The following is a 24,911-nucleotide window of genomic DNA, read 5'->3' on the forward strand; positions in this document are numbered from 1 at the left end:
AGGCTCACGCCAGATTCACGCCGCTGAACCGCAGGCCACGGCGGGCTCGGCGCCTGCCGGCCACAGCCGCACACCGAGCGCACCCAGGGCCGACAACGCAGCCGTCAGCGCCACGCCCGACCAGCCCCACTGCGCGAGCACCAGGGCACCGAGCGCCGAGCCCGTCGCCATGCCGACGAACACGCCCGTGAAGAACACTGCATTGAGCCGGCTGCGCGCACCGGGGTCGATGCCGTAGACCACCGTCTGGTGCGCGATCAGCGCGGCCTGCAGGCCGAAGTCGAAGCCGATCGCACTGGCCACGATGAGCCCCAGCCGCGCGGCGGGCGCCATCAGCGGCGCGAACAGCATCGCGGCGAAAGACACCACCACCAGCGCCGCCCCCATGCGGATCACCAGTTCGGGCCCGCGACGGTCGGCCAGCCGCCCGGCGATGGGAGCGGCCAGCGCACCGGCCGCTCCGGCCAGGCCGAAGGCACCAGCCGCCGCGCTGCCCAGGTGAAACGGCGCGCCGTGCAGCATGACCGCCAGCGTCGACCAGAAGGCGCTGAAACCGACCGACAGCAAGGCCTGCGCGAGCGTGGCGCGGCGCAGCGCACCGTGGCGCCGCCACAGCTTGCCGAGCGAGCCCAGCAAGGCGCCGTAGCCCAGTTGCGTGGTCGGGCGCAGGTGCGGCAGGCCGCGCGCCGCGGCAACGCCGATGAGCGCGATGCTGGCGGCCGCCACCACGAACATCGCGCGCCAGCCGAAGTGCTCGGCCACGAAGCCGCTCAGCACGCGCGACAGCAAAATGCCCAGCAGCAGCCCGGTCATCACCGTGCCGACGATCTTGCCGCGGTGCGCCTCGGGCGCCAGCGCGGCGGCGGCCGGCACCACGTCCTGCGCCAGGGTGGCGGCCAGGCCGATGACGAGGCTGGCCACGAGCAGCGGGCCGACCGACGGCGAGAACGCCGCGCCGAGCAGCGCCAGCACCAGCACCGTGGCCTTCGCCAGGATGATGCGGCGCCGGTCGAAGCGGTCGCCCAGCGGCGCCAGCAGCAGGATGCCGAGCGCGTAGCCCAGTTGCGTGAGCGTGGGCACGAAGCCCACCGAGCGGGCCGAGGCGCCGATGTCCGGGCCCAGCACGCCCAGCATGGGCTGGCTGTAGTAGAGCGCGGCCACGCCGAAACCCGCGCTGGCGGCCAGCAGCAGGATCAGCGAGTTCGGCAGCCTCTCATGCGTTGATTGAATGGAAGACATGGTGTTTACCCTTGGATGCGAAGACAGGGGCTGGAGTTTGCGCGCCGCAGCCAGGTCGAAGGTAGCCCCGTGCCTCGAACAATTGATATACGCTGAACGTATGGCCACACCGCTTCCATCCACTGCTTCCGCCGACCGCATCGAGTTGATGCAGACCTTCGTTCGCATCGTCGAGTCCGGCAGCCTGTCGGCCGCGGCCGCGCAGATGGGCACCACCCAGCCCACCGTGAGCCGCCGCCTGCAGGCGCTGGAGCGTTCGCTGGGCGTGCGCCTGCTGCAGCGCTCCACCCACGCGATGAAGCTCACCGAGGACGGCGAGCGCTGCTTCGAGCGCGCCCGGGAGCTGATCCTGAGCTGGAACGCCTTCGAGGCCGAGGTGCGCGGCGCGGTCGACCAGCCCGAGGGGCGGCTGCGCGTGGTGGCGCCGCATGTGTTCGGCCAGCAACTGCTGGTCGGGCCGCTGGCCGCCTACCTGCACGCCTACCCGCAGATGACCGTCGAATGGCTGTTGCACGACGGCCCGCAGGACCGCACGCCCGACTTCATCGCCGAGGGCGTGGACTGCGCGATTCGCGTGGGCGAAGTGACCGACCCTTCGGTGGTGGCCATCCGGCTCTCAGAGGTGCCGCGCATCGCGGTGGGCGCGCCCTCGCTGTTCACGCACGCGTCGCTGCCCGTGCACGCCCGCGACCTGGAGGCGCTGCCCTGGCTGGCCGCGAAGAACTTCTACCGCACCGAGGTCGCGCTGACCCACGAAACCAGCGGCGAGGTGTACCGCGTGCAGATTCGCCCGCGCATGATCACCGACAGCCTGAACGCGCTGCGCAGCGCGGCCGTGCTGGGCGTGGGCGTGGGGGTGCTGTCGACCTGGATGCTGGCCGAGGCGCTGGAGGCCGGGCAGCTGGTGCACCTGGCGCCGCAGTGGCAGGCAGCCCATGCGCCGGTGTACGTCGTGTACCCGTACGCGCGCTTCTACCCGGCCAAGCTGCGCCGCTTCGTCGACGCGATGCGCACGGCGTTTCCGGCGGCATGACCCGCAAAAAACGCCGGGATGGCAGGCCAAAGGATGTTCGGGGACAATCGCACCCTCCCCCGACTCCCCGAAGTAGCCCGCCATGAACGCCGTCTGGATCGACGAGGCGCCCGCCGCCGCCGACGCCACCCACTCCCTGAAGATCGAACGCGAAACCCACAAGCTCGAAAAGCGCCTGTGCCGCCAGGTCGGGCAGGCCATCGTCGACTACAACATGATCGAAGAGGGCGACAAGGTCATGGTGTGCGTCTCGGGCGGCAAGGACAGCTACGCGCTGCTCGACATCCTGCTCAAGATGAAGGCGCGCGCGCCCATCCACTTCGACATCGTGGCGGTCAACCTCGACCAGAAGCAGCCGGGCTTCCCCGAAGACGTGCTGCCCAGGTACCTGAGCGACCTGGGGGTGGACTTCCACATCGAGAACCAGGACACCTACAGCATCGTCAAGCGCGTGATCCCCGAGGGCAAGACCACCTGCGGCCTGTGCAGCCGGCTGCGGCGCGGCATCCTGTACCGCGTGGCCGACGAGCTGGGTGCCACCAAGGTCGCGCTGGGCCACCACCGCGACGACATGCTGCAGACCTTCTTCCTCAACATGTTCTTCGCCGGCAAGTTGAAGAGCATGCCGCCCAAGCTGGTGAGCGACGACGGCAAGCACGTGGTGATCCGCCCGCTGGCCTACGTGGCCGAAAAGGACACCGTGCGCTGGGCGCAGCATCGCGAGTTCCCGATCATTCCGTGCACGCTGTGCGGCAGCCAGGAAAACCTGCAGCGCAAGCAGGTCGGCGAAATGCTGCGCGAGTGGGACAAGAAATACCCCGGCCGCGTGGAGAACATGTTCACCGCCATGCAGAACGTGGTGCCGTCCCACCTGCTGGACGGAACGCTGCACGACTTCAAGGGTCTCAAGGCGACGGGCGTGGCGGACGAGAACGGCGACACCGCCTTCGACACGCCCTCCTTCGACCTGCTCTCCCAGGCACCCTCGGCCCTGCGCATCGTCCAGGGCTGACCGGGCAACCCAGGGGAATTTGGGGCTTTTCAGCCCGGAGACCCTTATGAAACGTGCGTTTCCCGCTCTCTTTCTGATAGCAAGCCTGACCGGCTGCGCCACCTCCTGGGTGGTCGACAGCAACGTGAACAGCTTCGCCTCGCCCGGCACCGTGGCGCCCGGCGCCACCTACCGCTTCGAGCGCCTGCCTTCGCAGCAGGCCGACGGCGCCCGGCAGGCATCGCTCGAAGCCATGGCAGGCGCGGCGCTCGACAAGGCCGGACTGCGCCGCGACGACACCCAGCCCCGGTACACCGCGCAGATCGGCGCGCGCGTCTCGGCCGGGCTGTCGCCGTGGGCCGATCCGTGGCTCTACAACGGCCCCTGGGGTTACGGTTACGGCGGCTACGGCTACTACGGCCGGCGCTGGCATGGCGGCGGCTGGTACGGCGGCCCGGCGTTCGCGCCGCCGGCCAACCCCTGGTACGAGCGCGAGGTGAGCATCGTGCTGCGCGAGGCAGGCTCCAACCGCGTGGTCTACGAGACCCGCGCGCGCAACGACGGGCCCTACACCTCGAGCGCGGCGATCCTGCCGGTGATGTTCGAGGCCGCCCTGCAGGGCTTTCCCGATCCGCCGCAGGGCGAGCGCCGGGTGGACATCGCGTTGCCGACGGCGCAAAAGTAGCGCTTCTAGAATCCCGCGGATGGAAGAACCCACCCGCCTGATCGCCGTTCGCCACGGAGAAACCGCCTGGAACGTCGACACCCGCATCCAGGGCCAGCTCGACATCGGGCTCAACGCCACCGGCGTCTGGCAAGCGCAGCGCGCCGGCGGGGCGCTGGCGGAAGAGCCCGTCGGCGTCGTCTACGCCAGCGACCTGTCGCGTGCCTGGCAGACCGCCGAGGAAATCGCCAGGCCCCACGGCCTGCCCGTACAGCCCGAGCCGCGCCTGCGCGAGCGGGCCTTCGGCACCTTCGAGGGCATGAGCTTCGCCGAGATCGAGGCCACGCTGCCCGAGCAGGCCAAGCGCTGGCGCGAGCGCGACCCGGAGTTCGAGCCCGAAGGCGGCGAAAGCCTGCTGGTGTTCCGCGACCGCGTGACGGGCGTCGCCGCCGAACTGGCGGCGCGCCATCCGGGCGAGCTGGTGGTGCTGGTCGCGCACGGCGGGGTGATGGACGTGCTGTACCGCGCCGCCACCCGGCAGGCGCTGCAGGCGCCGCGCACCTGGCAGCTGGGCAATGCGGCCATCAACCGCATGCTGTGGACGCCCGAGGGCTTCAGCCTCGTGGGCTGGAGCGACACCGCCCACCTGGCGGCGGACACGCCGCTCGATGAGCCCACGACCTAGCGCGACGGCACGATGGGCCGCTTGCCTTTCTCCGATCCGGGCAAGACGCTGCCATGAAAAGAACAAATTCGCCTCCCTCGGCGTACGCCAGCTGGGATGCATCCCAGACGCTGTCTGCGCCGTGGACCGACGCCACGCATCTGGGAAGCTTCGTCACCCTGGAGGCCGGCGACACCATCGCGCGCGAGGGCGAACGGCACGGCTACTTCTATCTTTTGCGATCGGGGTTCGTTCACTCCACGATCCAGCGAAGCAACGGCTCGGAGTTCCTGCTCGAGATCTTCGGACCGGGTGCGATTTTTGGCGAAGGCCCGGCGTTCGCCGACAGTCCCCGGCCCACGACGACCAAGGCGGTCGCGCCGGCGATTCTCAGCCGATATCGCCCGGCAGATGTCGCGCGGCAATTTTCGGAGCTTCCCGAGCTCGCGACCTCGCTGATCCAGCTGCTCGGCTTCAAGAATCACATGATCGTCGCCAAGCTTGCCGGGGTGGCCTCGGCGGCGCCCAAGGAGCGGATCATCGATTTGCTGCTGCGTGTGGCACGCCTGCCATCGGCGCAGGCATCGAAACAACTCACCGTCGATCTGACGCATGAGCAGATCGGCGCCATGACGGCATTGAGCCGCGTCACCGTCACCCGCACGTTGAATGCGCTGGCGGGACACGGGCTCATTGAAACGCGGGCCCGGCAGGTCGGCATTCCGAATGCGCCGGCCTTGCGGCGTTTCCGCGATGCGTCACCGTAAGAAAAAAGCCCGCTTCGTGTATCGCTGGATACCGTCGAGACCTTCACCCATCGCCATCATTCATCCCGTCACACACATGGATGGGAAGAGCGGAGGAGGGAACGGGAGGAGCCGTTGAAGAAGAGGCCCGCCTTCGGTCGGCGACGGCCCGGGTGTGACGTTTCGCAGGACTGCCGAAGTCCTTTCCGGCCGGGTGGCTCGCGCTCATGGCCATCCGGCATCTTTTGGATCGCCGTCAGGCGTGCGAGGCGGCGTGACCGCCCGCCGCAGCTTCGTCCTTGGCCTCCCCCGGCAGATCGACCATCGGCCCGGTGCCGCTGTAGCGGTCCAGCGCCAGGTAGATGGCAGGCGTGATGTACAGCGTGATCACCTGCGAGAAGATCAGCCCGCCCACCACCGCCACGCCCAGCGGCTGACGCAGCTCGGCGCCGGCGCCCAGGCCCAGTGCCAGCGGCAGCGCGCCCATCAGCGCGGCCAGCGTGGTCATCAGGATCGGGCGGAAGCGCAGCCGGCAGGCCTCGCGAATCGCGTCCACCGGCTTCATGCCCTCGGTGCGCTGCGCGTCCAGCGCGAAGTCGATCAGCATGATCGCGTTCTTCTTCACGATGCCGATCAGCAGCAGGATGCCGATGGTGGCGATCAGCGTCAGGTCGAAGCCGAAGATCTTCAGCGACAGCAGCGCGCCCACCGCCGCCGAGGGCAGCCCGGCCAGGATGGTCAGCGGGTGGATGTAGCTCTCGTACAGCACGCCCAGCAACACGTAAATGACCAGCACCGCCAGCACCAGCAGCACCGCCTGGCTCGACTGCGAACTCTGGAACACCGCCGCATCGCCGCCGTAGGTGGTGATGATCGACTGCGGCATCTTCAGCTCGTCCTTGAACCGGTCGATCTTCGCGGTCGCGTTGCCCAGCGGCACGTCGGGCCCGAGGTTGAACGACACCGTCACCGCCTGCAGTTGCCCCTGGTGGTTCACCGAGGTCGGCCCGACGGTGCGGTTGATGGTGGAGAAGGCCGACAGCGGCACCAGCCGGCCGGTGGTGCTGCGCACCGACAGGCGCGACACGTCGTCCTCGAACTGGCGGTCGCTGTCGGCGGCCGACAAGATCACCTGGTAGGTGTTGCTCGCCGCGTAGATGCTGCCGATCTGCCGGTCGCCGTAGGCGTTGTAGAGCGCGGTGCGCAGGTCGCCCACCGCCACGCCGAGCACGCCGGCCTTGTCGCGGTCGATGTCGAGCGTGGCCTGCAGGCCGCGGTTCTGCGAGTCGCTGGTCACGTCGCGGAACGCAGGGTCGGCGCGCATGCGCTCCATGAGCTTGGTGGCCCACGGCACCATCTCGCCCGCGTTCACGCTCTGCAGCGTGTACTGGAAGCGCGCCTTGCTCTGGCGCCCGCCCAGGCGCAGGTTCTGCACCGGCTGCATGTAGACGGCCACGCCCGGAATCTCGCGAAAGCGCTGGCGCAGCGACTCCAGCACCTTGGCCATCTGCGGGCGCTCGCTGCGCGACTTGAGCACCGCGAACAGCCGGCCGGAATTCTGCGTGGCGGTCGGGCCGCCCACGCCGACGAAGGAGCTCACGTAGTCCACGCTCGGGTCGGCCTGAATGGCGTCGGACACGCGCGCCTGCAGCGCCTTCATGGCGGTGAACGAAATGTCTTCGGCCGCCTCGGTGGTGATCTGGATCTGGCCGATGTCTTCCTCGGGGAAGAAGCCCTTGGGAATGGTGGCGAACAGCCAGCCGGTGACCACGAAGGTCAGGCCCGCGATCGCCAGCATCACCTTGCGGTGCCCCAGCGTCCAGTCGAGCGAGCGCATGTAGCCGCCGTGCACCGCGCGGTAGCCGCGCTCGAAGGCACGCCCGATGGCGGTGCCGGGTTCGGGGTGCTGCTCTTCATGGTCCATCGCGCCCTCGGGCCGCGGCACGTGCTTGAGCAGCCGGCTCGCCAGCATCGGCACCAGCGTGAGCGACACCACGGCCGACACCAGCACCGCCAGCGCCACCACCACCGCGAACTCGTGGAACAGCAGGCCGATCACGCCCGGCATGAAGAAGATCGGAATGAACACCGCCACCAGCGAGATGGAGATCGACACGATGGTGAAGCCCACCTCGCGCGCCCCGCGCAGCGCCGCCGCGTAAGGCTCCATGCCCTTCTCGACGTAGCGCATGATGTTCTCGAGCACCACGATGGCGTCGTCCACCACCAGGCCCACGGCCAGCGTGATGCCCAGCAGCGACACGTTGTCCAGGCTATAGCCGAAGGCGTAGAGCAGCGCCACCGCGCCGATCAGCGAAATGGGGATGGTGGCCGCCGGAATCAGCGTGGCCACCAGCCGGTGCAGGAACAGGAAGATCACCAGCACCACCAGCGCGATGGTGCCCAGCAGCGTGAGCTGCACGTCGTGCACGGCCTCGCGAATCGACAGCGAGCGGTCGTTCACCATCTGGATCTCGACCGACTGCGGCAACTCCGCCTTGAAGCGCGGAATGAGCGCGCGCACCGCGTCCACCACCTGCACGGTGTTGGCATTGGGCTGGCGCTGCACGGCCAGCGAAATGGAGTCCTGCCCGTTGAAGCTGCTCGACGTCTTGACCGACTCGAAGCTGTCCTCGATGGTGGCCACCTCGTCGAGCCGCACCGGTGCGCCGTTGCGCTGGCCGATGATGAGTTTCGCGAAATCGGCCGCCTTCACGAGCTGGCGGTTGGCCTGGATCGTGAGCGTCTGGCGCGGGCCGTCGAGCACGCCGACCGGCGTGTTGGCGTTGGCCGAGTTCACCGCCTTGGCGAGCTCGTCGAGCGTGATGTTGCGCGCGTTGAGCAGGTCGGCGTTGGCCTTGATGCGCACCGCGAAGGCCTTGCGCCCGTACACACCCACCTGCGCCACGCCGTCGATGGTCGAGAGCGTGGGCGAGATCAGGTTCTCGGCGTAGTCGTTGAGCTCGGCCGGGTTCATCGACGGCGAGATCAGCGCGATGAACAGCACCGGCGCGTCGGCCGGGTTCACCTTGCGGTACGAGGGCAGTTGCGTGAGCTCCTGCGGCAGCTGGCGCTGCGCGCGCAGCAGCGCGGCCTGCACGTCGACCGCGGCGGCGTCGATGTCGCGGCTGCTGACGAATTCGAGCGTGAGCGAGGTCACGCCCTGCGTGTTCACCGAGCTGATGGTCTGCAGGCCGGGAATGGTGGAGAACTGCTTTTCGAGCGGCAGCGCGACCGAGCTCGCCATGGTGTCGGGGCTCGCGCCGGGCAGCTGCGCGTTGACGTTGATGACCGGCGTGTTGTAGCTGGGCAGCGCGGCCACGGGGATGCTGAAGTACGCAAAGATGCCGATCACCACCACGGCGGCCGACAGCAGCACCGTCATCGCCGGACGGCGGATGCAGAGCTCGGAAATGTTCATGGGGAAACCTCCGCGCTGCGCGCTGCGGTGTTCGCCTTGGGAGCGGCCCGGCGGCTCATGCGCGTTCCTGCTTCGGCGGCTTGATGTCCGTGCCGTCGGAAGACGCGGCACTGCCGGGCGTGACACCGGTGGTGCCGTTGGTCGGCGTGGCCGGTGCGGCCGGCGCTCCCGGCGCGGCAGCCGGCGCCTTGGCGTCCACGCGCACCTTGCCGCCCGGGCGCACGTTCTGGCTGCCCTCGATCACCACCTGCTCGCCCGGCTCCACGCCGCTCACCGCGACCTGGGTGCCGAAGGTGTGCAGTGCCTTCACCTTGCGCCGCGTGGCGGTCTTCGCCTCGTCCACCACGTAGAGCGAGGTGCCGTCGGCCAGCATCATCAGCGCCGCGGCCGGCACCACCGTGGCGCCCTCCAGCGTGCGCACCGTGATGCGCGTGCCGACGAACTGCCCCGGCCACAGGCCCTGGTCGGCATTGGCGAACACGGCCTTGGCGCGCACCGTGCCGATCTGCGGATCGACGGTGTTGTCGACGAAGTCGAGCGTGCCGCTCAGCGGCGCCTTGCGCCCGCTGACGAGGGCCTCGACCTTCGCGCGGGTGCGCGCGGCGGCCAGCAGGTCTTGCAGGTTGCCCTCGGGCACCGGGAAGCTCACGGCAATGGGGTCGAGCTGGGTGATGGTGACCAGCGACAGCGTCGGCTGCACCAGCGTGCCCGGGTAGATGTTGACGGCGCCGATGCGCCCGGCAATCGGCGCGCGCAGCGTGGCATAGCCCAGCGCCACCTGCGCGCTTTGCACGGCAGCGCGGTCGGCGGCCACGGCGGCGCGCTGCGCCTCCAGCTGCGAGAGCGTGGCATCGGCCGCGCTCTTGGCAATGAAGTTCTGCGCCACCAGGTCCTGGCTGCGCTTGTACTGGCGGTCCAGGTCGGCCATGGTGGCCTCGTCCTTCTGCTGCTGCGCCCTTGCGCGCGCCAGGTTGGCCTGGTCGTTGCGGTCGTCCAGCGTGAAGAGCAACTGGCCCGACTTGACGAACTGGCCTTCCTTCACGTGCACCGCGCTCACCGTGTTGGTCACCTGCGGACGCAGGTCGACGCTGTTGAGGGACACCACGCTGCCGTTGACCTGCACGGTGACCGGCACGTCCTGCTTCTGCGCCGTGGCCAGCGTGACCAGTGCGGGTGCGCCGCCCGCGGGGACCGGCGCCTTGGCGGTTTTTACTTCGGTCTTGCCGCCGGACATGCTCCACCACCCGCCCACGGCAGCTACGATCAACACGCCCACGAGGGCTACGGCAACATTTTTTTTCATGGGGTTTTGTGCACTTTGGGCTGACAGCGGCTATTGAATCAGTGGCCGACGCGCAGTGTTCACCACTCCTGTAAAGAAATGTAAAGCAAAGCAGGCCGACGCCTGTGCACCTCTCGCCGTGGACGGCCTGCAGGAACGCCCCCTTGGACGCACCCCCTCGCTAAAATCCCCGCTCCACAGCCTCTGGATATACCCCATGAACCGCTGCAAGACACCCACGAACCCCATTCCCTTCCTTGCGCTGTGCGCAGCCGCCGCCGGCATTGCCGGCCTGTTCTCCCTGCCGGCCACCGCCCAGGACGACGTGCCCCGCCCGCAGACCCAGAACGAATCTCTGGTCGGCGGGCGCACTTTCCCCATCGGCGCCCTGCGCGGCAAGTTCATGGTGGTCGACGGCAACGACGTGCAGCTCGACGGCAACCCGGCCCGGTTGTCGCCCGGCGCGCGCATCCGCAACCAGCAGAACCTGCTGCAGCTGACCGGCGCGCTGGTCGGCCAGCTCTACCTCGTCAACTACACGCGCGACGCGGCCGGGTTGCTGAAGGAAGTGTGGATCCTCACGCCCGACGAAGCCTCGGCCCCGCGCGAGGCCATGAACAAGCCGTTCCTGAACATCTGGCCGTTCACCTCGAACGACACCGTCAACACGCAATAACCGCGCGGCGCGCCCCGTGCGCCAGCGCCTGAAAGTGCCCTCCACCCTCGGAGGGCAGACAGAGATCTCCCCATGAAAAAAGTATTCATCAAGACCTTCGGCTGCCAGATGAACGAGTACGACTCGGACAAGATGGCCGACGTGCTGCACGCCGCGCAGGGCTACGAGCCCACGCAGAACGTGGACGAGGCCGACCTCATCCTGTTCAACACCTGCTCGGTGCGCGAGAAGGCGCAGGAAAAAGTGTTCTCCGACCTCGGCCGCGTGAAGCACCTGAAGGCCAAGGGCGTGAAGATCGGCGTGGGCGGCTGCGTGGCCAGCCAGGAAGGCGCGGCCATCATCGCGCGCGCGCCCTACGTCGACATCGTGTTCGGCCCGCAGACGCTGCACCGCCTGCCCGAGATGCTCAACGACAGCGTGCGCCTGAACCGCCCGCAGGTGGACATCAGCTTTCCCGAGATCGAGAAATTCGACCACCTGCCGCCCGCGCGCGTCGAGGGTTCGACGGCGTTCGTGTCGATCATGGAAGGCTGCAGCAAATACTGCAGCTACTGCGTGGTGCCCTACACCCGCGGCGAGGAAGTGAACCGCCCGCTGGACGACGTGCTGGTCGAAATTGCCGGCCTGGCCGACCAGGGCGTGCGCGAGATCACGCTGCTGGGCCAGAACGTGAACGCCTACCGCGGCAGGATGGGCGACACCTCTGAAATCGCCGACTTCGCGCTGCTCATCGAATACGTGGCCGAGATTCCCGGCATCGAGCGCATCCGCTACACCACCAGCCACCCGAACGAGTTCACGCCGCGGCTCATCGAGGCCTACGCCAAGGTGCCTCAACTGGTGAGCCACCTGCACCTGCCGGTGCAGCACGGCAGCGACCGCATCCTGATGGCCATGAAGCGCGGCTACACCGCCATGGAATACAAGAGCACGGTGCGCAAGCTGCGCGCCATCCGCCCCGAGCTGGCCCTCTCCAGCGACTTCATCGTCGGCTTCCCCGGCGAGACCGACGAAGACTTCGCGAAGATGATGAAGCTCATCGACGACTGCCAGTTCGACAACAGCTTCAGCTTCATCTTCAGCCCGCGCCCCGGCACGCCGGCCGCCGCGCTGCACGACGACACGCCGCACGCTGTGAAGCTTGCGCGCCTGCACACGCTGCAGGCGGCCATCGACACCAACGTCAAGCGCTTCGGCCAGGCGCTGGTGGGCAGCACGCAGCGCGTGCTGGTGGAAGGGGCCTCGCGCAAGGATGCGAACGAGCTCATGGGCCGCACGGCCTGCAACCGGGTGGTCAACTTCGAGGGTGATGCCCGCCTGGTCGGCCAGATGACCGACCTGCGCATCACCCGCTCGCTGTCGTACACGCTGCGCGGCGAAGTGCCCACGCGTGAATCGGGTGAAACGGGCGGACCGGAAGATTCGGCCCTGGCCGCCGCAGCGGCGCTCGCCCACTGATGGCGAAGCGGCCTTCCATCCGGGGCTCGTTCCAGCAGCTGCTGCTGTTTGCGTTCCTGCTGATCACCGCGCTGCTGGTCGGCGTGGCCTTGCGCTCGGTGCTGCAGTACGACGTGCTCATGACGCAAAGCCGCGACGCCGCGGCGCGCGCGCTGCGGCTATCCGGCGCGGCCCAGTCGCTGGCCGAACGCAGCGCTGCCATGGAGCGCGCCGGGCGCCAGTCGCTGGTGCTCAACGACGCGGTGCTGCGCCGGCGCTTCGACGACGCCGCGCGCGAAGCCCACCAGGTGCTCGAACGCATGGAGAACAACGGCCTGGCGCCCGCCGGCATCGAGATGTGGCGCACCCAGCTCGGTGTGATCGAGGGCCTGATGAGCGGCAACGCCGACAGCGCCCTCGCCCGCGAAAGCACCATGGCCATGCAGTTCCGCGAGCTCGACGCGCTCAACACCAACCTGGCGCAGCAGGCGCAGTTCCTGATCGAAACGCAGAACGATGCGCTGGCCCAGCGCATCGAGAACGCGAGGCGCCGGCTGATGCGCGAGGTGGTGGCCGCCAGCGTGCTGGCCGTGTCGCTGGCGCTGGCCTTCGGCATCTGGCTGGCGCGGCCGTTCAAGCGGCTGGAGCACGCCATCGTGGGCCTGGGGCAGAACCGGCTGGACGAACCCATCGACATCCGCGGCCCGGCCGACGTGCGGCGCGTGTCGCAGCAGCTCGAATGGCTGCGGCTTCGCCTGACCGAGCTGGACGCCGACAAGGCGCGCTTTCTGCGCCATGTGTCGCACGAACTGAAGACGCCGCTGGCGGCGCTGCGCGAAGGCGTGTCGCTGCTGGAAGACGGTGTGCCCGGCCCGATGAATGCGGCGCAGCTCGAAGTGGCGCACATCCTTCAGCAGAACACCATTTCGCTGCAGGGGCAGATCGAGGCGCTGCTGCGCTTCAACGCCGCGGCGTTCGAGGCGCGCGAACTGCGCCGCGAGCGCACCGAGCTGCTGCCGCTGATCGAAGAGCAGATCGAGGCCCAGCGCCTGCAGTGGCAGTCGCACGGCCTGCGCGTGCGCGCCGAGGGCCAGCCCATCGCGATCACGGTGGACCGCACCAAGCTCGGCACGGCCATTGCCAACCTGTTGAGCAACGCCATTCGCTTTTCGGTAACCGGCGGTGTCATCACCCTGGCGGTGTCGGGGACGCCGGAAGCGGTCTACATCGACGTGAACGACGCCGGGCCGGGCATCGCGCAAGGCGACCGCGACCGGATCTTCGAACCTTTCTTCCGCGGCGAACGCCAGCCCGAGCACACGGTGAAAGGCACCGGCATCGGACTTTCCATCGTGCAGGAGTACATTGCAGCCCACGGGGGCCGCATCACCCTGCAGCCTGACGGACCCGGTGCTCGTTTTCGCATCGAACTGCCGCGCACGGCCTGACAACGCCGGCTCCCCCTCTCCCCTATCGCAACACCGCCTCACCGCATCGCGTCCTTTCTTCGACCCATGTTTTTCCCGTTCGTCCGCCGTTCCTCCTTTGCCGGGGCGATGACCGTGCCTTTCGTCCTGCTGCTTGCCGCCTGCGCCAGCCAGCCCAAGCCGCCCGCGGAGGCCGACGCGCTGCCGCCGCCGCCGCCGGCGGTGCCGCGCGTGATGCCGGTCGAGGCCGAGCCCCGCGCGCCGGCCACGCAGCCGGCCTCGCTCTTCACGCTGGCCACGCAGGGGCCGGTGGCCGCCATGCTGTCGTACGCCGACAAGATGCGCTCGCTCAACGGCGCCGACCTGGGCATGGAAATCTCGCGCATCGGCGACCCCGGCGACTCGCCAACCACCCAGATGCAGCTGGCGCTGCTGCTCTCGCAGACCCGCGTGCCGGCCGACCTCGCGCGTGCGCTGGGGCTGCTGCAGCGCGTCGCTTCCAACCCCTCCCCCGAGGCGCAACCCCTGCAGCCGCTCGCGCGCGCCCTGGCCGCGCGCTACGTGGAGCAGCGCCGCGTGGAAGACGACCGCGACAAGCAGGTGCAGCAGCTGCGCGACAGCCAGCGCCGCATCGACCAGCTGAACGACCGCATCGAAGCCCTGCGCGCCATCGAGCGCAGCTTCGCGCGGCCCAACATGGCGCCGGCCGCACCGGCCAGTCCGGCCGCGGCGCCCAACGGAACGAAACAAAGCCCATGAGCAACACCGGTGCCCGCCTTCTCGTGGTCGACGACGACCCGGACATGCTCCGCCTTCTCTCGATGCGGCTGAGTTCGGCGGGCTACCAGGTCACGGCCGTGACCTCGGCCGAGACCGCGCTCACGCAGCTCGAAATAGAGCATCCGCAACTCGTGCTGAGCGACGTGCGCCTGCCCGGGCGCGATGGCCTGCAGCTGTTCGACGAGATCCGCAAGCGCCATCCCTCGCTGCCGGTCATCTTGCTCACCGCGCACGGCACCATTCCCGACGCGGTCGAGGCCACGGCGCGCGGTGTGTTCACCTACCTCACCAAGCCCTACGACGGCCGCGAGCTGCTCGAGAAGATCGCCCAGGCGCTGGCGCTCGGCGCCCCCGCCACCACGCCGAGCAAGGCCGGCGACGAAAGCTGGCGCTCCGAAATCGTGAGCCGCAGCAACCGCATGGCCGAGCTGCTGGCCGAGGCGCGCATGGTGGCCAAGTCGGACGCGTCCGTGCTGCTGCGCGGCGACTCCGGTGCCGGCAAGGAACTGCTGGCGCGCGCCATCCACAAGGCCAGCGCGCGCGCCGACAAGCCCTTCGTGGCGGTCAACTGCGGCGCCATTCCGGAAGCGCTGCTCGAGTCGGAGCTGTTCGGCCACATGAAGGGCGCCTTCACCGACGCCCATGCCAACCACAAGGGCCTGTTCCAGCAGGCCGACGGCGGCACCCTGCTGCTCGACGAAATCGGGGACATGCCGCCCGCACTGCAGGTCAAGCTGCTGCGCGTGCTGCAGGAGCGCGCGGTGCGCCCGCTGGGTGCGAGCCAGTCGATCGAGGTCGACGTGCGCATCGTCTCGGCCACCCACCGCGACCTTGACGCGGCCATGGAGGCCGGCCAGTTTCGCGAAGACCTGTACTACCGCCTGAACGTGGTGACGCTCACGCTGCCGCCGCTGTCGGCGCGGCGCGAAGACATCCCCCTGCTGGCCAACCACTTCCTGCAGCGCCTCTCGACCAAGTACGGCAAGCGGCTGTCGGGCTTTGCGCCCGAGGCGCTGAAGGCGCTGACCACGGCCGCCTGGCCGGGCAACGTGCGACAACTGTTCAACGTGGTGGAACAGGTGTGCGCGCTGTCGAGCTCGCCGCTGATTCCGCTGGCGCTGGTGCAGCGCGCGCTGCGCGTGCCCAGCGTCGAGGTCCAGACCTATGCCGACGCCAAGCAGCGTTTCGAGCGCGATTACCTGGTCGGCCTGCTGAAACTGACCGACGGCAATGTGGCCGACGCGGCCCGCCTGGCCGACCGCAACCGCACGGAGTTCTACCGCTTGTTGCAGAAGCACGAGCTCACGCCGGGCCACTTCAAGGCCGACCCTGTCGCGAATGGCAGCGACCCTGTCGCCGAGTAGCGACGCACCTAAGTCGTTGATTCATATAGCCATTCCCCGCCAGCCCCAAAGGCTTGTCGGGATTCGGCGACAAAAAGAGGGGTTTGGAGGCCTTCCAGCAGCCTCCACTCCTGAAAAACCACTCCGGATCGACGCAAGCCGTTGATCTGAAAGCGTTTTTCCAGCCTGGCACAGGGTTTGCCCCTGTACTGGCATGACAGCACTTACCAGCCCATCTTTCGCACTGCGTCAGCAGCGCGACGGCCTGCGTCAAAAGCAGTTTTCCTCCTCGCGGCCCCGTGCCGCGGGTCATTCGCTGGCCGCGCTCGCAAGCGCAGGCGGCGCCGAACCGGATTGCGTGATCAAGCGCTTTCCTGCCATTGGCGACACCCCTTCCCTCGACAAGCAACGTTGGTAAATCACCATGAAGCCAAACGACTTCTCGCAACTGAATGTTCTGGCCGAGGCCGACTTTTCGCACCGCAGCGCGGTGCGTGAAGAACGCCATCCCAACGCGGTGACCGCACCGCCGGTCAACCGTGGCTCCATGACGCCCCGCCCGTGGCGCGGTTTCTGGAACAGCCTGGGCACCGCCTTCCTGGTGAAGCTGGGTGCCGGCCGCTCGGGCGGCAACGCCGCCGATACCGCCAGCGCCGAATCGGCCCAGCAGGTCAAGCAACCCTGGCAGCGCGCCGCCGCCCAGCGCCGCTTCGCCTTCATGATGCTCACCCTGCTGAGCACCGTGATCGCGTCGTCGCTGTTCGCCAGCGTGCAACCCGACTACAACAACGTCTGGCTCGAATACGGCCAGATCGGCCTGTACGGCCTGCTCTCGGGCTGGGTCGTGACCGGCTTCGTGACGGCGCTCATGGGCTTCTACGTCTCGGTGCGGGGCGACAAGCATGCGCTGTCGGTGAAGCAGGTGGCCAACCACCCGATGAACTCCGAAGCCCGCACCGCGATCATCATGCCGATCTGCAACGAGGACGTGGCCACCGTGTTCGCCGGCCTGCGCGCCACCTGCGAATCGGTCGCGGCCACCGGCCATGCCAAGCAGTTCGACGTGTTCGTGCTGTCCGACAGCTACGCGCCCGAGACCGCCGCCGCCGAGCGCGCCGCCTGGGAAGACCTTCGCGCCGCCCTGGCCGAAAGCCCGAACCAGCCGCAGGTCGAGGTGTACTACCGCCTGCGCACCCGCCGCACGCACCGCAAGGCCGGCAACGTGGCCGACTTCTGCCGCCGCTGGGGCAAGGACTACCGCTACATGGTCGTGCTCGACGCCGACTCGGTGATGAGCGGCGACTGCCTGACCTCGATGGTCAAGCTGATGGAAGCCAACCCCACCGCCGGCATCATCCAGACCGCGACGCAGGCCATCGGCCACGTCACGCTGCATGCCCGCGCACAACAATTCGCTTCCCGCGTGACGGGCCGCCTGTTCACGCTGGGCATGCAGTTCTGGCAACTGGGCGAATCGCACTACTGGGGCCACAACGCCATCATCCGCGTCGAACCCTTCATGAAGCATTGCGCGCTGGCCCCGATCAAGGGCACCGGCGGCATGTCGGGCGGCATCATGTCGCACGACTTCGTCGAAGCCGCGCTGATGCGCCGTGCCGGCTACAACGTGTGGCTGGTGTCCGACCTGGTCGGCAGCTACGAACAGCAACCGCCCGACCTGCTGGCCGAGCTGCAACGCGACCGCCGCTGGTGCCAGGGCAACCTGCAGAACGCCCGCCTGATGGCCGAGCCCGGCATTCATTCCGTGCACCGCGCCATGTTCGTGACCGGCACCATGGCCTACGCCTCGGCGCCGCTGTGGCTTGCGTTCCTGACGCTGGGCACGGCCCTGTGGCTGAGCGGCTCGAGCCTGGTGTCGAACTGGAGCGTGCTGCCCGCCGAACTGGCCGGCCTGTGGATCTGGACCCTGTGCCTGCTGTTCCTGCCGCGCGTGCTGGGCATCGCCGCCGTGCTGATGCGCGGCGAGCAACGCCAATACGGCGGTGTGTGGGGCCTGGTGAAGAGCTCGGTGCTCGAAAGCGGCCTGGCCATCGTGCAAGCTCCGGTTCGCATGCTGGCCCACTCGCTGTTCGTGGTCGTTGCCCTCACCGGCATCAAGCTCGACTGGAAGTCGCCCCCGCGTGAAGCCGCTGCCGTGCCGTGGAAGATCGCTGCCGCGCAACTGGCCCCCATGACCGTGGTGATCGCCATGCTGGCCGTCGGTGTCGCCATGATCGACCCGAGCGCGCTGATCTGGCTGATGCCTGTGGGCCTGCCGCTGCTGCTGGCGATTCCGCTGACCGTGCTGACCAGCCAGATCGCGCTGGGCACTACGCTGCGTGACCGCGGCTTCCTGCTGATTCCCGAGGAATCGCGCTCGCCGGCCGTGCTGCGCCGCGCCTGGATGCACGCGGTGCGCCTGGCCCGCCCGGCCGCGCTGGCCACCGCGTGATGCACGGCTGAGTTTTCAGCCTCACCCGAAGAGCCGGCCATTGCGCCGGCTTTTTTCATGGCGCGCGAGACGGTCCAAGCAATCCTGCAGACCGGATTCAGACCTGAAAGCAGGAAGGCCCGCCGGTGCGAACCGGCGGGCCTTCCTCTTTCTGTATGTGCGCAGTGACGCAGCGTTCGCCTAGAACGGCAGCTTGGGACCGCCGGGGCCGCCCATGCCCTTCATGCCGCCCATCTTCTTCATCATCTTCATGAGGCCGCCGCCCTTCATCTTCTTCATCATCCCCTGCATCTGCTCGAACTCGTTGAGCAGGCGGTTCACTTCCTGAACCTGCACGCCGGCGCCGGCCGCGATGCGGCGCTTGCGCGTGGCCTTGAGCAGCTCGGGCTTGCGGCGCTCCAGCGGCGTCATGCTCTGGATGATCCCTTCCTTGCGGCGGATGTCGCGCTCGGCGCGGTTCATGTCGACCTCGGTCGCCTTGGCGGCCATCTGCGCGGGCAGCTTGTCCATCAGGCTGGACAGGCCGCCCATCTGCTTCATCTGCTGCAACTGGCCGAGAAAGTCGTTCAGGTCGAAGCCCGCGCCGCTCTTGACCTTGGCCGCGAGCTTTTGCGCCGCCGCCACGTCGACACCGGCGGTGACTTGCTCGACCAGCGCGAGGATGTCGCCCATGCCCAGGATGCGGCCCGCATGGCGCTCGGCGTCGAACACCTCCAGGCCGTCGATCTTCTCGCTGGTGCCGGCGAACTTGATGGGCACGCCCGTGACCTGGCGCACCGACAGCGCCGCGCCGCCGCGCGAGTCGCCGTCGGTCTTGGTCAGGATGATGCCGGTGAGCGGCAGCGCGTCCTTGAAGGCCTTGGCGGTGTTGATGGCGTCCTGGCCCTGCATGGCGTCGACCACGAACAGGGTTTCGACCGGGTCGAGCGCCGCATGCAGCTCCTTGATTTCGGTCATCAGCACTTCGTCGATCGCCAGGCGGCCGGCCGTGTCGACCAGCAGCACGTCGAAGTAGTGGCGCTTGGCGTGGTCGAGCGCGGCGCGCGCGATGTCCAGCGGCTTCTGGTCGGGCGTGCTCGGGAACCATTCGGCACCGGCCTGCTTGGTGACGGTCTTGAGCTGCTCGATGGCGGCCGGCCGATACACGTCGCCCGACACCGTGAGCACCTTCTTCTTGCGCTTCTCGATCAGGTGCTTGGCCAGCTTGGCGGTGGTGGTGGTCTTGCCGGCGCCTTGCAGGCCGGCCATGAGGATCACCGCCGGCGGTTGCGCCGCGAGGTTGATGTCCGAGATGCCCTCGCCCATGGTGGCGGCGAGTTCGCGGTTGACGATGCCCACCAGCGCCTGGCCCGGCTTGAGCGAGCCCAGCACTTCCTGGCCGAGCGACTTTTCTTTCACGCGGGCAACGAAGTCGCGCACCACGGGCAGCGCCACGTCGGCTTCGAGCAGCGCCATGCGCACTTCGCGCAGCATGTCCTGCACGTTGCTTTCGGTGATGCGGGCCTGGCCGCTCATCGTCTTGACGAGGCGGGAGAACTTTTCTGTGAGGGCGGTGGCCATGAGCGGATGCCTTGCTGAGCGCTGCGGCGCGGGTCGGATGGGAAGTCTCGAAGACGAGGGGCGAACTTGAAGTCGGGCGCTGGGAACGCAAGGGCGAGACGCTAAACTCCGACCGATGATTTTAGCGATCCCCTCTCCACTCGGCGTGGCGCTGGGCATCGCCACCGCCGTGGCCTATGGTTTTGCCGCTGCTGCAGGCGCAAGACTGAGTCGTCAATCGACCCAATGGGCGCTCGGCGTCGCATGGCTTTTGCACGCCGCCGTGCTGGCCCACGGCCTCATCGGCAGCGAGCCGCGCTTCGGTTTCGCGCCCGCCCTGTCGGTCACCGCGTGGCTGGTGCTCACGGTCTACGCCATCGAAAGCCGCATGTATCCCCAGCTGAAGGTGCGCCGCGCGCTCGCCTGGCTGGGCGCGGCGGCCGTGCTGCTGGCCATTGTGTTTCCCGGCACGCCGCTGCACGTCATGGCCTCGCCGTGGCTGCCGCTGCATCTGGCGCTGGGCATCGCCTCGTACGGCCTGTTCGGCGCGGCCGTGGTGCACGCCTGGCTGATCACCCGCGCCGAAAAGCAGATCCGCCTGGCCACCGCCGAGCCGCAGGGCGGCGTGCCGTTGCTCACGCTCGAACGCCTCACCTTTCGCTTCGTCACCGCCGGCTTCGTGCTGCTGTCGGCCACGCTGCTCGCCGGCCTGCTGTTCAGCGAGCAGCTCTACGGCGCCGCCGGCCGTGCATGGAAGTGGGACCACAAGACCACCTTCTCGGTGCTCGCCTGGATCACCTTCGCGGTGCTGCTGATCGGCCGGGCCCGCTTCGGCTGGCGCGGGCGCACCGCGCGCCGCGTGCTGTACGCCGGCTCTGCCCTGCTGCTGCTGGCCTACGTGGGCTCGCGCTTCGTGCTCGAAGTGGTGCTGGCGCGTCCTCCCGTATGAAATACCTCCTCGTTCTCGCGGTCCTGTGGATCGCGATCTGGCTCTGGCGCAAGAACCGGCGCGAAGAAATGCGCGACGCGATGCGCGAACGCGCGGCCAAGGCCCAGCAGCGCCCGCCCACGCAGGTCGCGGCGCCGCAGGCCATGGTGCGCTGCGCCCACTGCGGACTGCACCTGCCGGCGACCGACGCCATCGGCGGTCCGGGCGGCACGGTCTACTGCAGCACCGCGCACCGCGAAGCCGCCGCGGCGCGATGAGCTCGCCCCTGCCGTCGCGCGGCGATCCCGTCACCGACTGGGACCTGCTCGACCTCGGCCCCGGCGAAAGCAGCGCGCTGACCCGCCTGTGGCGCGGCTTCATGGGCGCGCGCTGTTTCGTCGCGCTGGTGCTGGTGGTGCTGCAGGGCGTGGCCTTCGCGCTCGGACAGCCGATGCAGCCGGCGGCCATGGCCATCTCGGCGTTGTACGTGGTCGCCAGCTGGCTGGGCATGCGCTACACGCGCTTTCAGCCGCCGATCCGCGGCTTCACCGCGCTCTGGCTGCTGACCATCGGCATCGACCTGGGCGCCTTCACCGCCTTGCAGGTGCTGCAGGGCGGCAGCGTCAACTACACGCCGCTGTTCGCGCTGCCGGTGCTCATGAGCGCGGTGCTCGGCACCATGATCGTGAGCCTGGGCACCACGGCCGGCGTCACCTTGCTGCTGCTGGCCGACGCGGGCTGGCACTGGCTGCAGCAACCGGTCGACTCCTCGGGCCGCTTCGTGCAGGCCGCGCTCACCGGCACCGGCCTGTTCGTGGTGGCGCTGCTCGCGCACGAACTCGCTCGCCGGCTGGCGCGCGAAGAAACGATGGCCCAGCGCAACCGCAGCAGCGCGCAGATGCAGGCGCAGGTCAACGTGCTGGTGATCGAGACGCTGAGCGAAGGCGTGCTGGTGATCGACGCCGAAGGCCTGGTGCACGCCGCCAACCCGGCCGCCGACGCCATATTGGGCCAGGGCCTGGCGAAGCTGGCGTTGCCGTTCCCGCTGCATGCGCAGCCCGCCTGGCACGCGCTGGCCGCGCTGGCGCGCCAGACCTTCGCGCGCCGGGCGCCGCAGACCGAGGAAATTCCGGTGGCGCAGGCGCGCGGCGCGGCGCGCGAAGTGCGCGTGCGCACGCGGCTCACGCCCACCAGCGAGCAGCGCGCCGACAGCCTGTGCGTGATGTTCCTGCAGGACCTGCGCGAACTCGAGGCACGCATCCGCACCGAGAAGCTCGCCGCCATGGGCCGCATGTCGGCCGCGGTGGCGCATGAAATCCGCAACCCGCTGGCCGCCATCACGCAGGCCAGCGCACTGCTCAACGAAGACCTGACCGACCCCGCGCACCGCAAGCTCACGAGCATGGTGCAGCACAACGCGCAGCGCCTGGCGCGCATCGTGGACGACGTGCTCGACGTGTCGCGCGCCCGCCAGCAGCGCGTGCTGTCGCTCGGCGAGCAGGTGGTGCTCGACCCCGCGGTGCAGGTGCTGGCCGAGGAATGGGTGCGCCAGACGCAGCGCCAGGGCGTGCTGGTGTCGCTCGACGCGCCGGGCAGCGACGTGCGCTTCGACGCCGAACACCTGCGCCGCCTGATCGTCAACCTGCTGGACAACGCGGCGCGCTACGCCAGCACGCGCAACGGCGCGATCCAGGTGCTGACCACGCTGCAACGCGGCGCCCCCGCTCGCCCCAGCCTGATGGTGTGGAGCGACGGCGCGCCGCTGGAGCCGGCGGTGCAGCGGCACCTGTTCGAGCCCTTCTTTTCTTCCGAGAGCCGATCGAGCGGGCTCGGCCTGTTCCTGTGCCGCGAGCTGTGCCGCCGTCACGGCGCCACCATCGGCTACGAACGGCGCGCGCTGGTGCCGGGCGGACCCGAGGGCAACGAATTCTTCGTCAGCTTCGCCGTGAGCGAAAACCGGCTGACACAATAGCGCCGTGAGCATTCCACCCTCCTCCACCCCGCGGCCGGCGCAGATTCTGGTCATCGACGACGAACCCGACCTGCGCACACTGTACGAGCTGACCCTGCTGCGCGAGGGCTATCGCGTCGAGGCGGCGGGCAGCGTGTCGGAGGCGTGGCAGTACCTGGAGGCCGGGCGCTTCGACGCGGTGATCACCGACATGCGGCTGCCCGACGGCCAGGGCATGGAGATCATCCATCGCATCCAGAAAGACCAGCGCAGCGAGCGCTGCGTGGTCATGACGGCCTACGGCTCGGCCGAGAACGCGGTGGAAGCACTGAAGGCAGGCGCCTTCGACTACCTCACCAAGCCGGTCGACCTGAAGCAGTTTCGCGCCGTTGTCGCGTCCGCCGTGCAGGCGCGCCAGGCCATGCCTGCGCCGGTCCGCTCCGCGCAGGCGGCGCCCGTCGGCGCCCACGATGCGCCGGTGATGGCCTCGGGCACCGGCGTCGCCGCGCTCGAGCGCCTCGTGGGCGATTCGCAACCCATGCGCCTCGTCAAGTCGCGCATCGCCAAAGTGGCGCGCGGCATGGCGCCGGTGCTGGTACGCGGCGAATCGGGCACCGGCAAGGAACTGGTGGCGCGCGCGGTGCATGCCTGCAGCCAGCGCAGCGAAGGCCCGTTCGTGGCGGTGAACTGCGGCGCCATTCCGGAGAACCTGCTGGAGGCTGAATTCTTCGGCGCGCGCAAGGGCTCGTACACCGGTTCGTCGCAGGACCGCGACGGCTACTTCCAGGCCGCGCGGGGCGGCACGCTGTTTCTCGACGAAATCGGCGACCTGCCGCTGGCCATGCAATCGAAACTGTTGCGCGCCATCCAGGAGCGCAGCGTGCGCTCGATCGGCTCGACGCAGGAAGACGCGGTCGACGTGCGCATCGTGAGCGCCACCCACAAGGACCTGCACGCCGAAGTGCAGGCCGGGCGTTTCCGGCAAGACCTGTTCTACCGACTCAACGTGATCGAGATCGCGGTGCCCGCGCTGCGCGAGCGCCGCGAAGACCTGCCCGCGCTGTGTGCCGCGCTGCTCTCGCGCATCGCGCAGGACGGCGGGTTGCCGGTGCCGCACCTGTCGCACGACCTGCTGCGCCGGCTGTCGCTGCATCCGCTGGACGGCAACGTGCGCGAGCTCGAAAACCTGCTGCACCGCGCGGTGGCATTGAACGACGGCGACGAGCTGCACCTGGACCTGATGGGCGGCTTCACCGCCGCCGCCGAGGCCGCGGCGTCCGCGCCGGCACCGCTGCTGCCGGCGTTCGACGCGCCGTCGCCGGTCGCACCCGCGGCTTCCGCCGCGCTGGCCGCATCCGCCAAGGCCGCGCCGCAGCCGCTGCCGTCCGACCTGCAGGCCTACCTCGACCAGCAGGAACGCGAGATCCTCGTGCGCGCGCTGCACGAAAGCGGCTTCAACCGCACCGCGGCCGCCGCGCGGCTCGGCATGAGCCTGCGGCAGATCCGCTACCGCATCGCGCGGCTGGGCATCACCACACCCAACGGCGACGATGGCGCGAGCAGCCATGCCGAGGACTGACGCCCCTGCGCAGGCCCCCGCCGACGACGGCCTCTGGCAAGCCGGCTGGTACCGCTTCGCGAAGGTGCTGCGCTCGCCCAACTTCGGACCCCGCCCTGCGCTCGCGCAGACCGACCTCGTCGTGCTGCACTCCATCAGCCTGCCGCCCGGCGAGTACGGCGGCGACGCGGTGCAGCAGCTCTTCACCAACCGGCTCGACTGGGACGCGCACCCCTACTTCCAGTCGATCCGCGGGCTCGCGGTGTCCTCGCACTTCTTCGTGCGGCGCAACGGCGAGCTCTGGCAGTTCGTGAGCTGCGACGACCGCGCCTGGCACGCCGGCGTGTCGTCGTGGCGCGGGCGCGGCAACTGCAACGACGACTCCATCGGCATCGAGCTCGAAGGCCTGGAAGGCCAGCCGTTCGACGAGCCGCAGTACGAAACGCTCGCGAGCCTGTGCGCCGCCATCGCGCAGCACTACGCCATCGCGTACATCGCCGGTCACGAGCACATCGCGCCGGGGCGCAAACACGACCCGGGCGCCGGCTTCGACTGGCGGCTGTTGCGCAAACAACTCGGCTGGAATCCACAGATGTTTCCGGCGCAGGTGGTGCAGCGCTAATTTTTTCAATCGCGTGACGCGGCGCGATGCGCCTCGCTCGACGTGCATCGACACGCGGATTGCAAGCGCTCCACCCAGCAACCATGCGGGCTGCAAGCCCAAATCGGCCCGCAAGCCAAGCGCCATGCGGGTTGGGACACCATAGGCCAGTGTTCACG

The 24,911-nt window shown here is 68.9% G+C and carries 21 protein-coding genes; 17 read left to right on the top strand and 4 right to left on the bottom strand.

All coding sequences use genetic code 11. The features are described 5' to 3' along the window. Positions 1–15 precede the first annotated feature (15 nt). Positions 16–1,239, bottom strand: a complete 1,224-nt coding sequence (locus ACSFA5_RS16180; RefSeq protein ID WP_435445055.1) for an MFS transporter — start codon at positions 1,237–1,239, stop codon at positions 16–18. Positions 1,240–1,339: 100 nt separating this feature from the next. Here ACSFA5_RS16180 and ACSFA5_RS16185 point away from each other — a divergent pair, with 100 nt between their 5' ends. From ACSFA5_RS16185 to ACSFA5_RS16205, 5 genes are all read left to right on the top strand, one after another. Beyond that, positions 1,340–2,272 carry a LysR family transcriptional regulator gene (locus ACSFA5_RS16185; protein ID WP_435445056.1) on the top strand — a complete coding sequence of 311 codons (933 nt, stop codon included), beginning with the start codon at positions 1,340–1,342 and terminating at the stop codon, positions 2,270–2,272. A gap of 82 nt (positions 2,273–2,354) precedes the next feature. Further along, positions 2,355–3,284: a tRNA 2-thiocytidine(32) synthetase TtcA gene (ttcA, locus tag ACSFA5_RS16190; RefSeq protein WP_435445057.1), complete on the top strand. Its 930-nt coding sequence runs from the start codon at positions 2,355–2,357 to the stop codon at positions 3,282–3,284. Positions 3,285–3,330: 46 nt separating this feature from the next. Beyond that, positions 3,331–3,948: a DUF4136 domain-containing protein gene (locus tag ACSFA5_RS16195; protein WP_435445058.1), complete on the top strand. Its 618-nt coding sequence runs from the start codon at positions 3,331–3,333 to the stop codon at positions 3,946–3,948. Positions 3,949–3,967: 19 nt separating this feature from the next. Next, on the top strand, positions 3,968–4,612 hold the full coding sequence (locus ACSFA5_RS16200; protein ID WP_435445059.1) for a histidine phosphatase family protein: 645 nt from the start codon (positions 3,968–3,970) through the stop codon (positions 4,610–4,612). Positions 4,613–4,665: 53 nt separating this feature from the next. Further along, the gene (locus ACSFA5_RS16205; protein ID WP_435445060.1) at positions 4,666–5,358 is read left to right on the top strand and encodes a Crp/Fnr family transcriptional regulator; all 693 of its coding nucleotides are present in this window, start codon (positions 4,666–4,668) and stop codon (positions 5,356–5,358) included. Positions 5,359–5,593: 235 nt separating this feature from the next. Here the strand turns inward: ACSFA5_RS16205 and ACSFA5_RS16210 are convergent, their stop codons facing one another. Beyond that, the gene (locus ACSFA5_RS16210; protein ID WP_435445061.1) at positions 5,594–8,758 is read right to left on the bottom strand and encodes an efflux RND transporter permease subunit; all 3,165 of its coding nucleotides are present in this window, start codon (positions 8,756–8,758) and stop codon (positions 5,594–5,596) included. 55 nt (positions 8,759–8,813) lie between these two features. Next, positions 8,814–10,061: an efflux RND transporter periplasmic adaptor subunit gene (locus ACSFA5_RS16215; protein ID WP_435445062.1), complete on the bottom strand. Its 1,248-nt coding sequence runs from the start codon at positions 10,059–10,061 to the stop codon at positions 8,814–8,816. 196 nt (positions 10,062–10,257) lie between these two features. Here ACSFA5_RS16215 and ACSFA5_RS16220 point away from each other — a divergent pair, with 196 nt between their 5' ends. The 7 genes from ACSFA5_RS16220 (at position 10,258) to mdoH (ending at position 18,155) form a co-directional block, all read left to right on the top strand. Further along, a complete protein-coding gene (locus tag ACSFA5_RS16220) occupies positions 10,258–10,716 on the top strand; it encodes a hypothetical protein (RefSeq protein WP_435445063.1) in 459 nt (152 codons plus the stop codon). Positions 10,717–10,788: 72 nt separating this feature from the next. Then, positions 10,789–12,174: a tRNA (N6-isopentenyl adenosine(37)-C2)-methylthiotransferase MiaB gene (miaB, locus tag ACSFA5_RS16225; protein WP_435445064.1), complete on the top strand. Its 1,386-nt coding sequence runs from the start codon at positions 10,789–10,791 to the stop codon at positions 12,172–12,174. Continuing rightward, the gene (locus ACSFA5_RS16230; protein ID WP_435445065.1) at positions 12,174–13,601 is read left to right on the top strand and encodes a sensor histidine kinase; all 1,428 of its coding nucleotides are present in this window, start codon (positions 12,174–12,176) and stop codon (positions 13,599–13,601) included. Before miaB ends, ACSFA5_RS16230 begins: the two co-directional genes overlap by 1 nt. A gap of 108 nt (positions 13,602–13,709) precedes the next feature. After that, a complete protein-coding gene (locus tag ACSFA5_RS16235; protein ID WP_435445066.1) occupies positions 13,710–14,339 on the top strand; it encodes a hypothetical protein in 630 nt (209 codons plus the stop codon). After that, positions 14,336–15,724, top strand: a complete 1,389-nt coding sequence (locus ACSFA5_RS16240) for a sigma 54-interacting transcriptional regulator (RefSeq protein ID WP_435445067.1) — start codon at positions 14,336–14,338, stop codon at positions 15,722–15,724. The genes ACSFA5_RS16235 and ACSFA5_RS16240 overlap by 4 nt, the downstream gene beginning before the upstream one ends. Before the next feature lie 193 nt (positions 15,725–15,917). Beyond that, the gene (locus ACSFA5_RS16245) at positions 15,918–16,121 is read left to right on the top strand and encodes a hypothetical protein (protein ID WP_056509013.1); all 204 of its coding nucleotides are present in this window, start codon (positions 15,918–15,920) and stop codon (positions 16,119–16,121) included. A gap of 6 nt (positions 16,122–16,127) precedes the next feature. Further along, complete coding sequence (mdoH, locus tag ACSFA5_RS16250; protein ID WP_435445068.1) at positions 16,128–18,155, top strand: glucans biosynthesis glucosyltransferase MdoH; 2,028 nt, start codon at positions 16,128–16,130, stop codon at positions 18,153–18,155. A gap of 180 nt (positions 18,156–18,335) precedes the next feature. Here mdoH and ffh read toward each other — a convergent pair whose 3' ends face one another. After that, positions 18,336–19,715 carry a signal recognition particle protein gene (gene ffh, locus ACSFA5_RS16255; protein WP_435445069.1) on the bottom strand — a complete coding sequence of 460 codons (1,380 nt, stop codon included), beginning with the start codon at positions 19,713–19,715 and terminating at the stop codon, positions 18,336–18,338. A gap of 115 nt (positions 19,716–19,830) precedes the next feature. Between ffh and ACSFA5_RS16260 the strand changes: the two genes are divergently transcribed. Genes ACSFA5_RS16260 through ampD form a run of 5 tightly spaced genes read left to right on the top strand, consistent with a single transcriptional unit; the run spans position 19,831 to position 24,753 of the window. Continuing rightward, positions 19,831–20,643, top strand: a complete 813-nt coding sequence (locus tag ACSFA5_RS16260) for a cytochrome C assembly family protein (RefSeq protein ID WP_435445070.1) — start codon at positions 19,831–19,833, stop codon at positions 20,641–20,643. Beyond that, positions 20,640–20,900 (top strand): PP0621 family protein, encoded by a 261-nt coding sequence (locus ACSFA5_RS16265; RefSeq protein WP_435445071.1) that lies wholly within the window; start codon positions 20,640–20,642, stop codon positions 20,898–20,900. Before ACSFA5_RS16260 ends, ACSFA5_RS16265 begins: the two co-directional genes overlap by 4 nt. Continuing rightward, positions 20,897–22,594 carry a two-component system sensor histidine kinase NtrB gene (locus ACSFA5_RS16270; protein WP_435445072.1) on the top strand — a complete coding sequence of 566 codons (1,698 nt, stop codon included), beginning with the start codon at positions 20,897–20,899 and terminating at the stop codon, positions 22,592–22,594. Before ACSFA5_RS16265 ends, ACSFA5_RS16270 begins: the two co-directional genes overlap by 4 nt. 4 nt (positions 22,595–22,598) lie before the next feature. Then, entirely contained in the window at positions 22,599–24,152 is a 1,554-nt protein-coding gene (locus ACSFA5_RS16275) for a sigma-54-dependent transcriptional regulator (protein WP_435445073.1), read from the top strand. Further along, entirely contained in the window at positions 24,139–24,753 is a 615-nt protein-coding gene (gene ampD, locus ACSFA5_RS16280; RefSeq protein ID WP_435445074.1) for a 1,6-anhydro-N-acetylmuramyl-L-alanine amidase AmpD, read from the top strand. Before ACSFA5_RS16275 ends, ampD begins: the two co-directional genes overlap by 14 nt. Positions 24,754–24,911 lie beyond the last annotated feature (158 nt).

The organism is Variovorax monticola (assembly GCF_051216855.1).
Lineage (GTDB): Bacteria > Pseudomonadota > Gammaproteobacteria > Burkholderiales > Burkholderiaceae_C > Variovorax.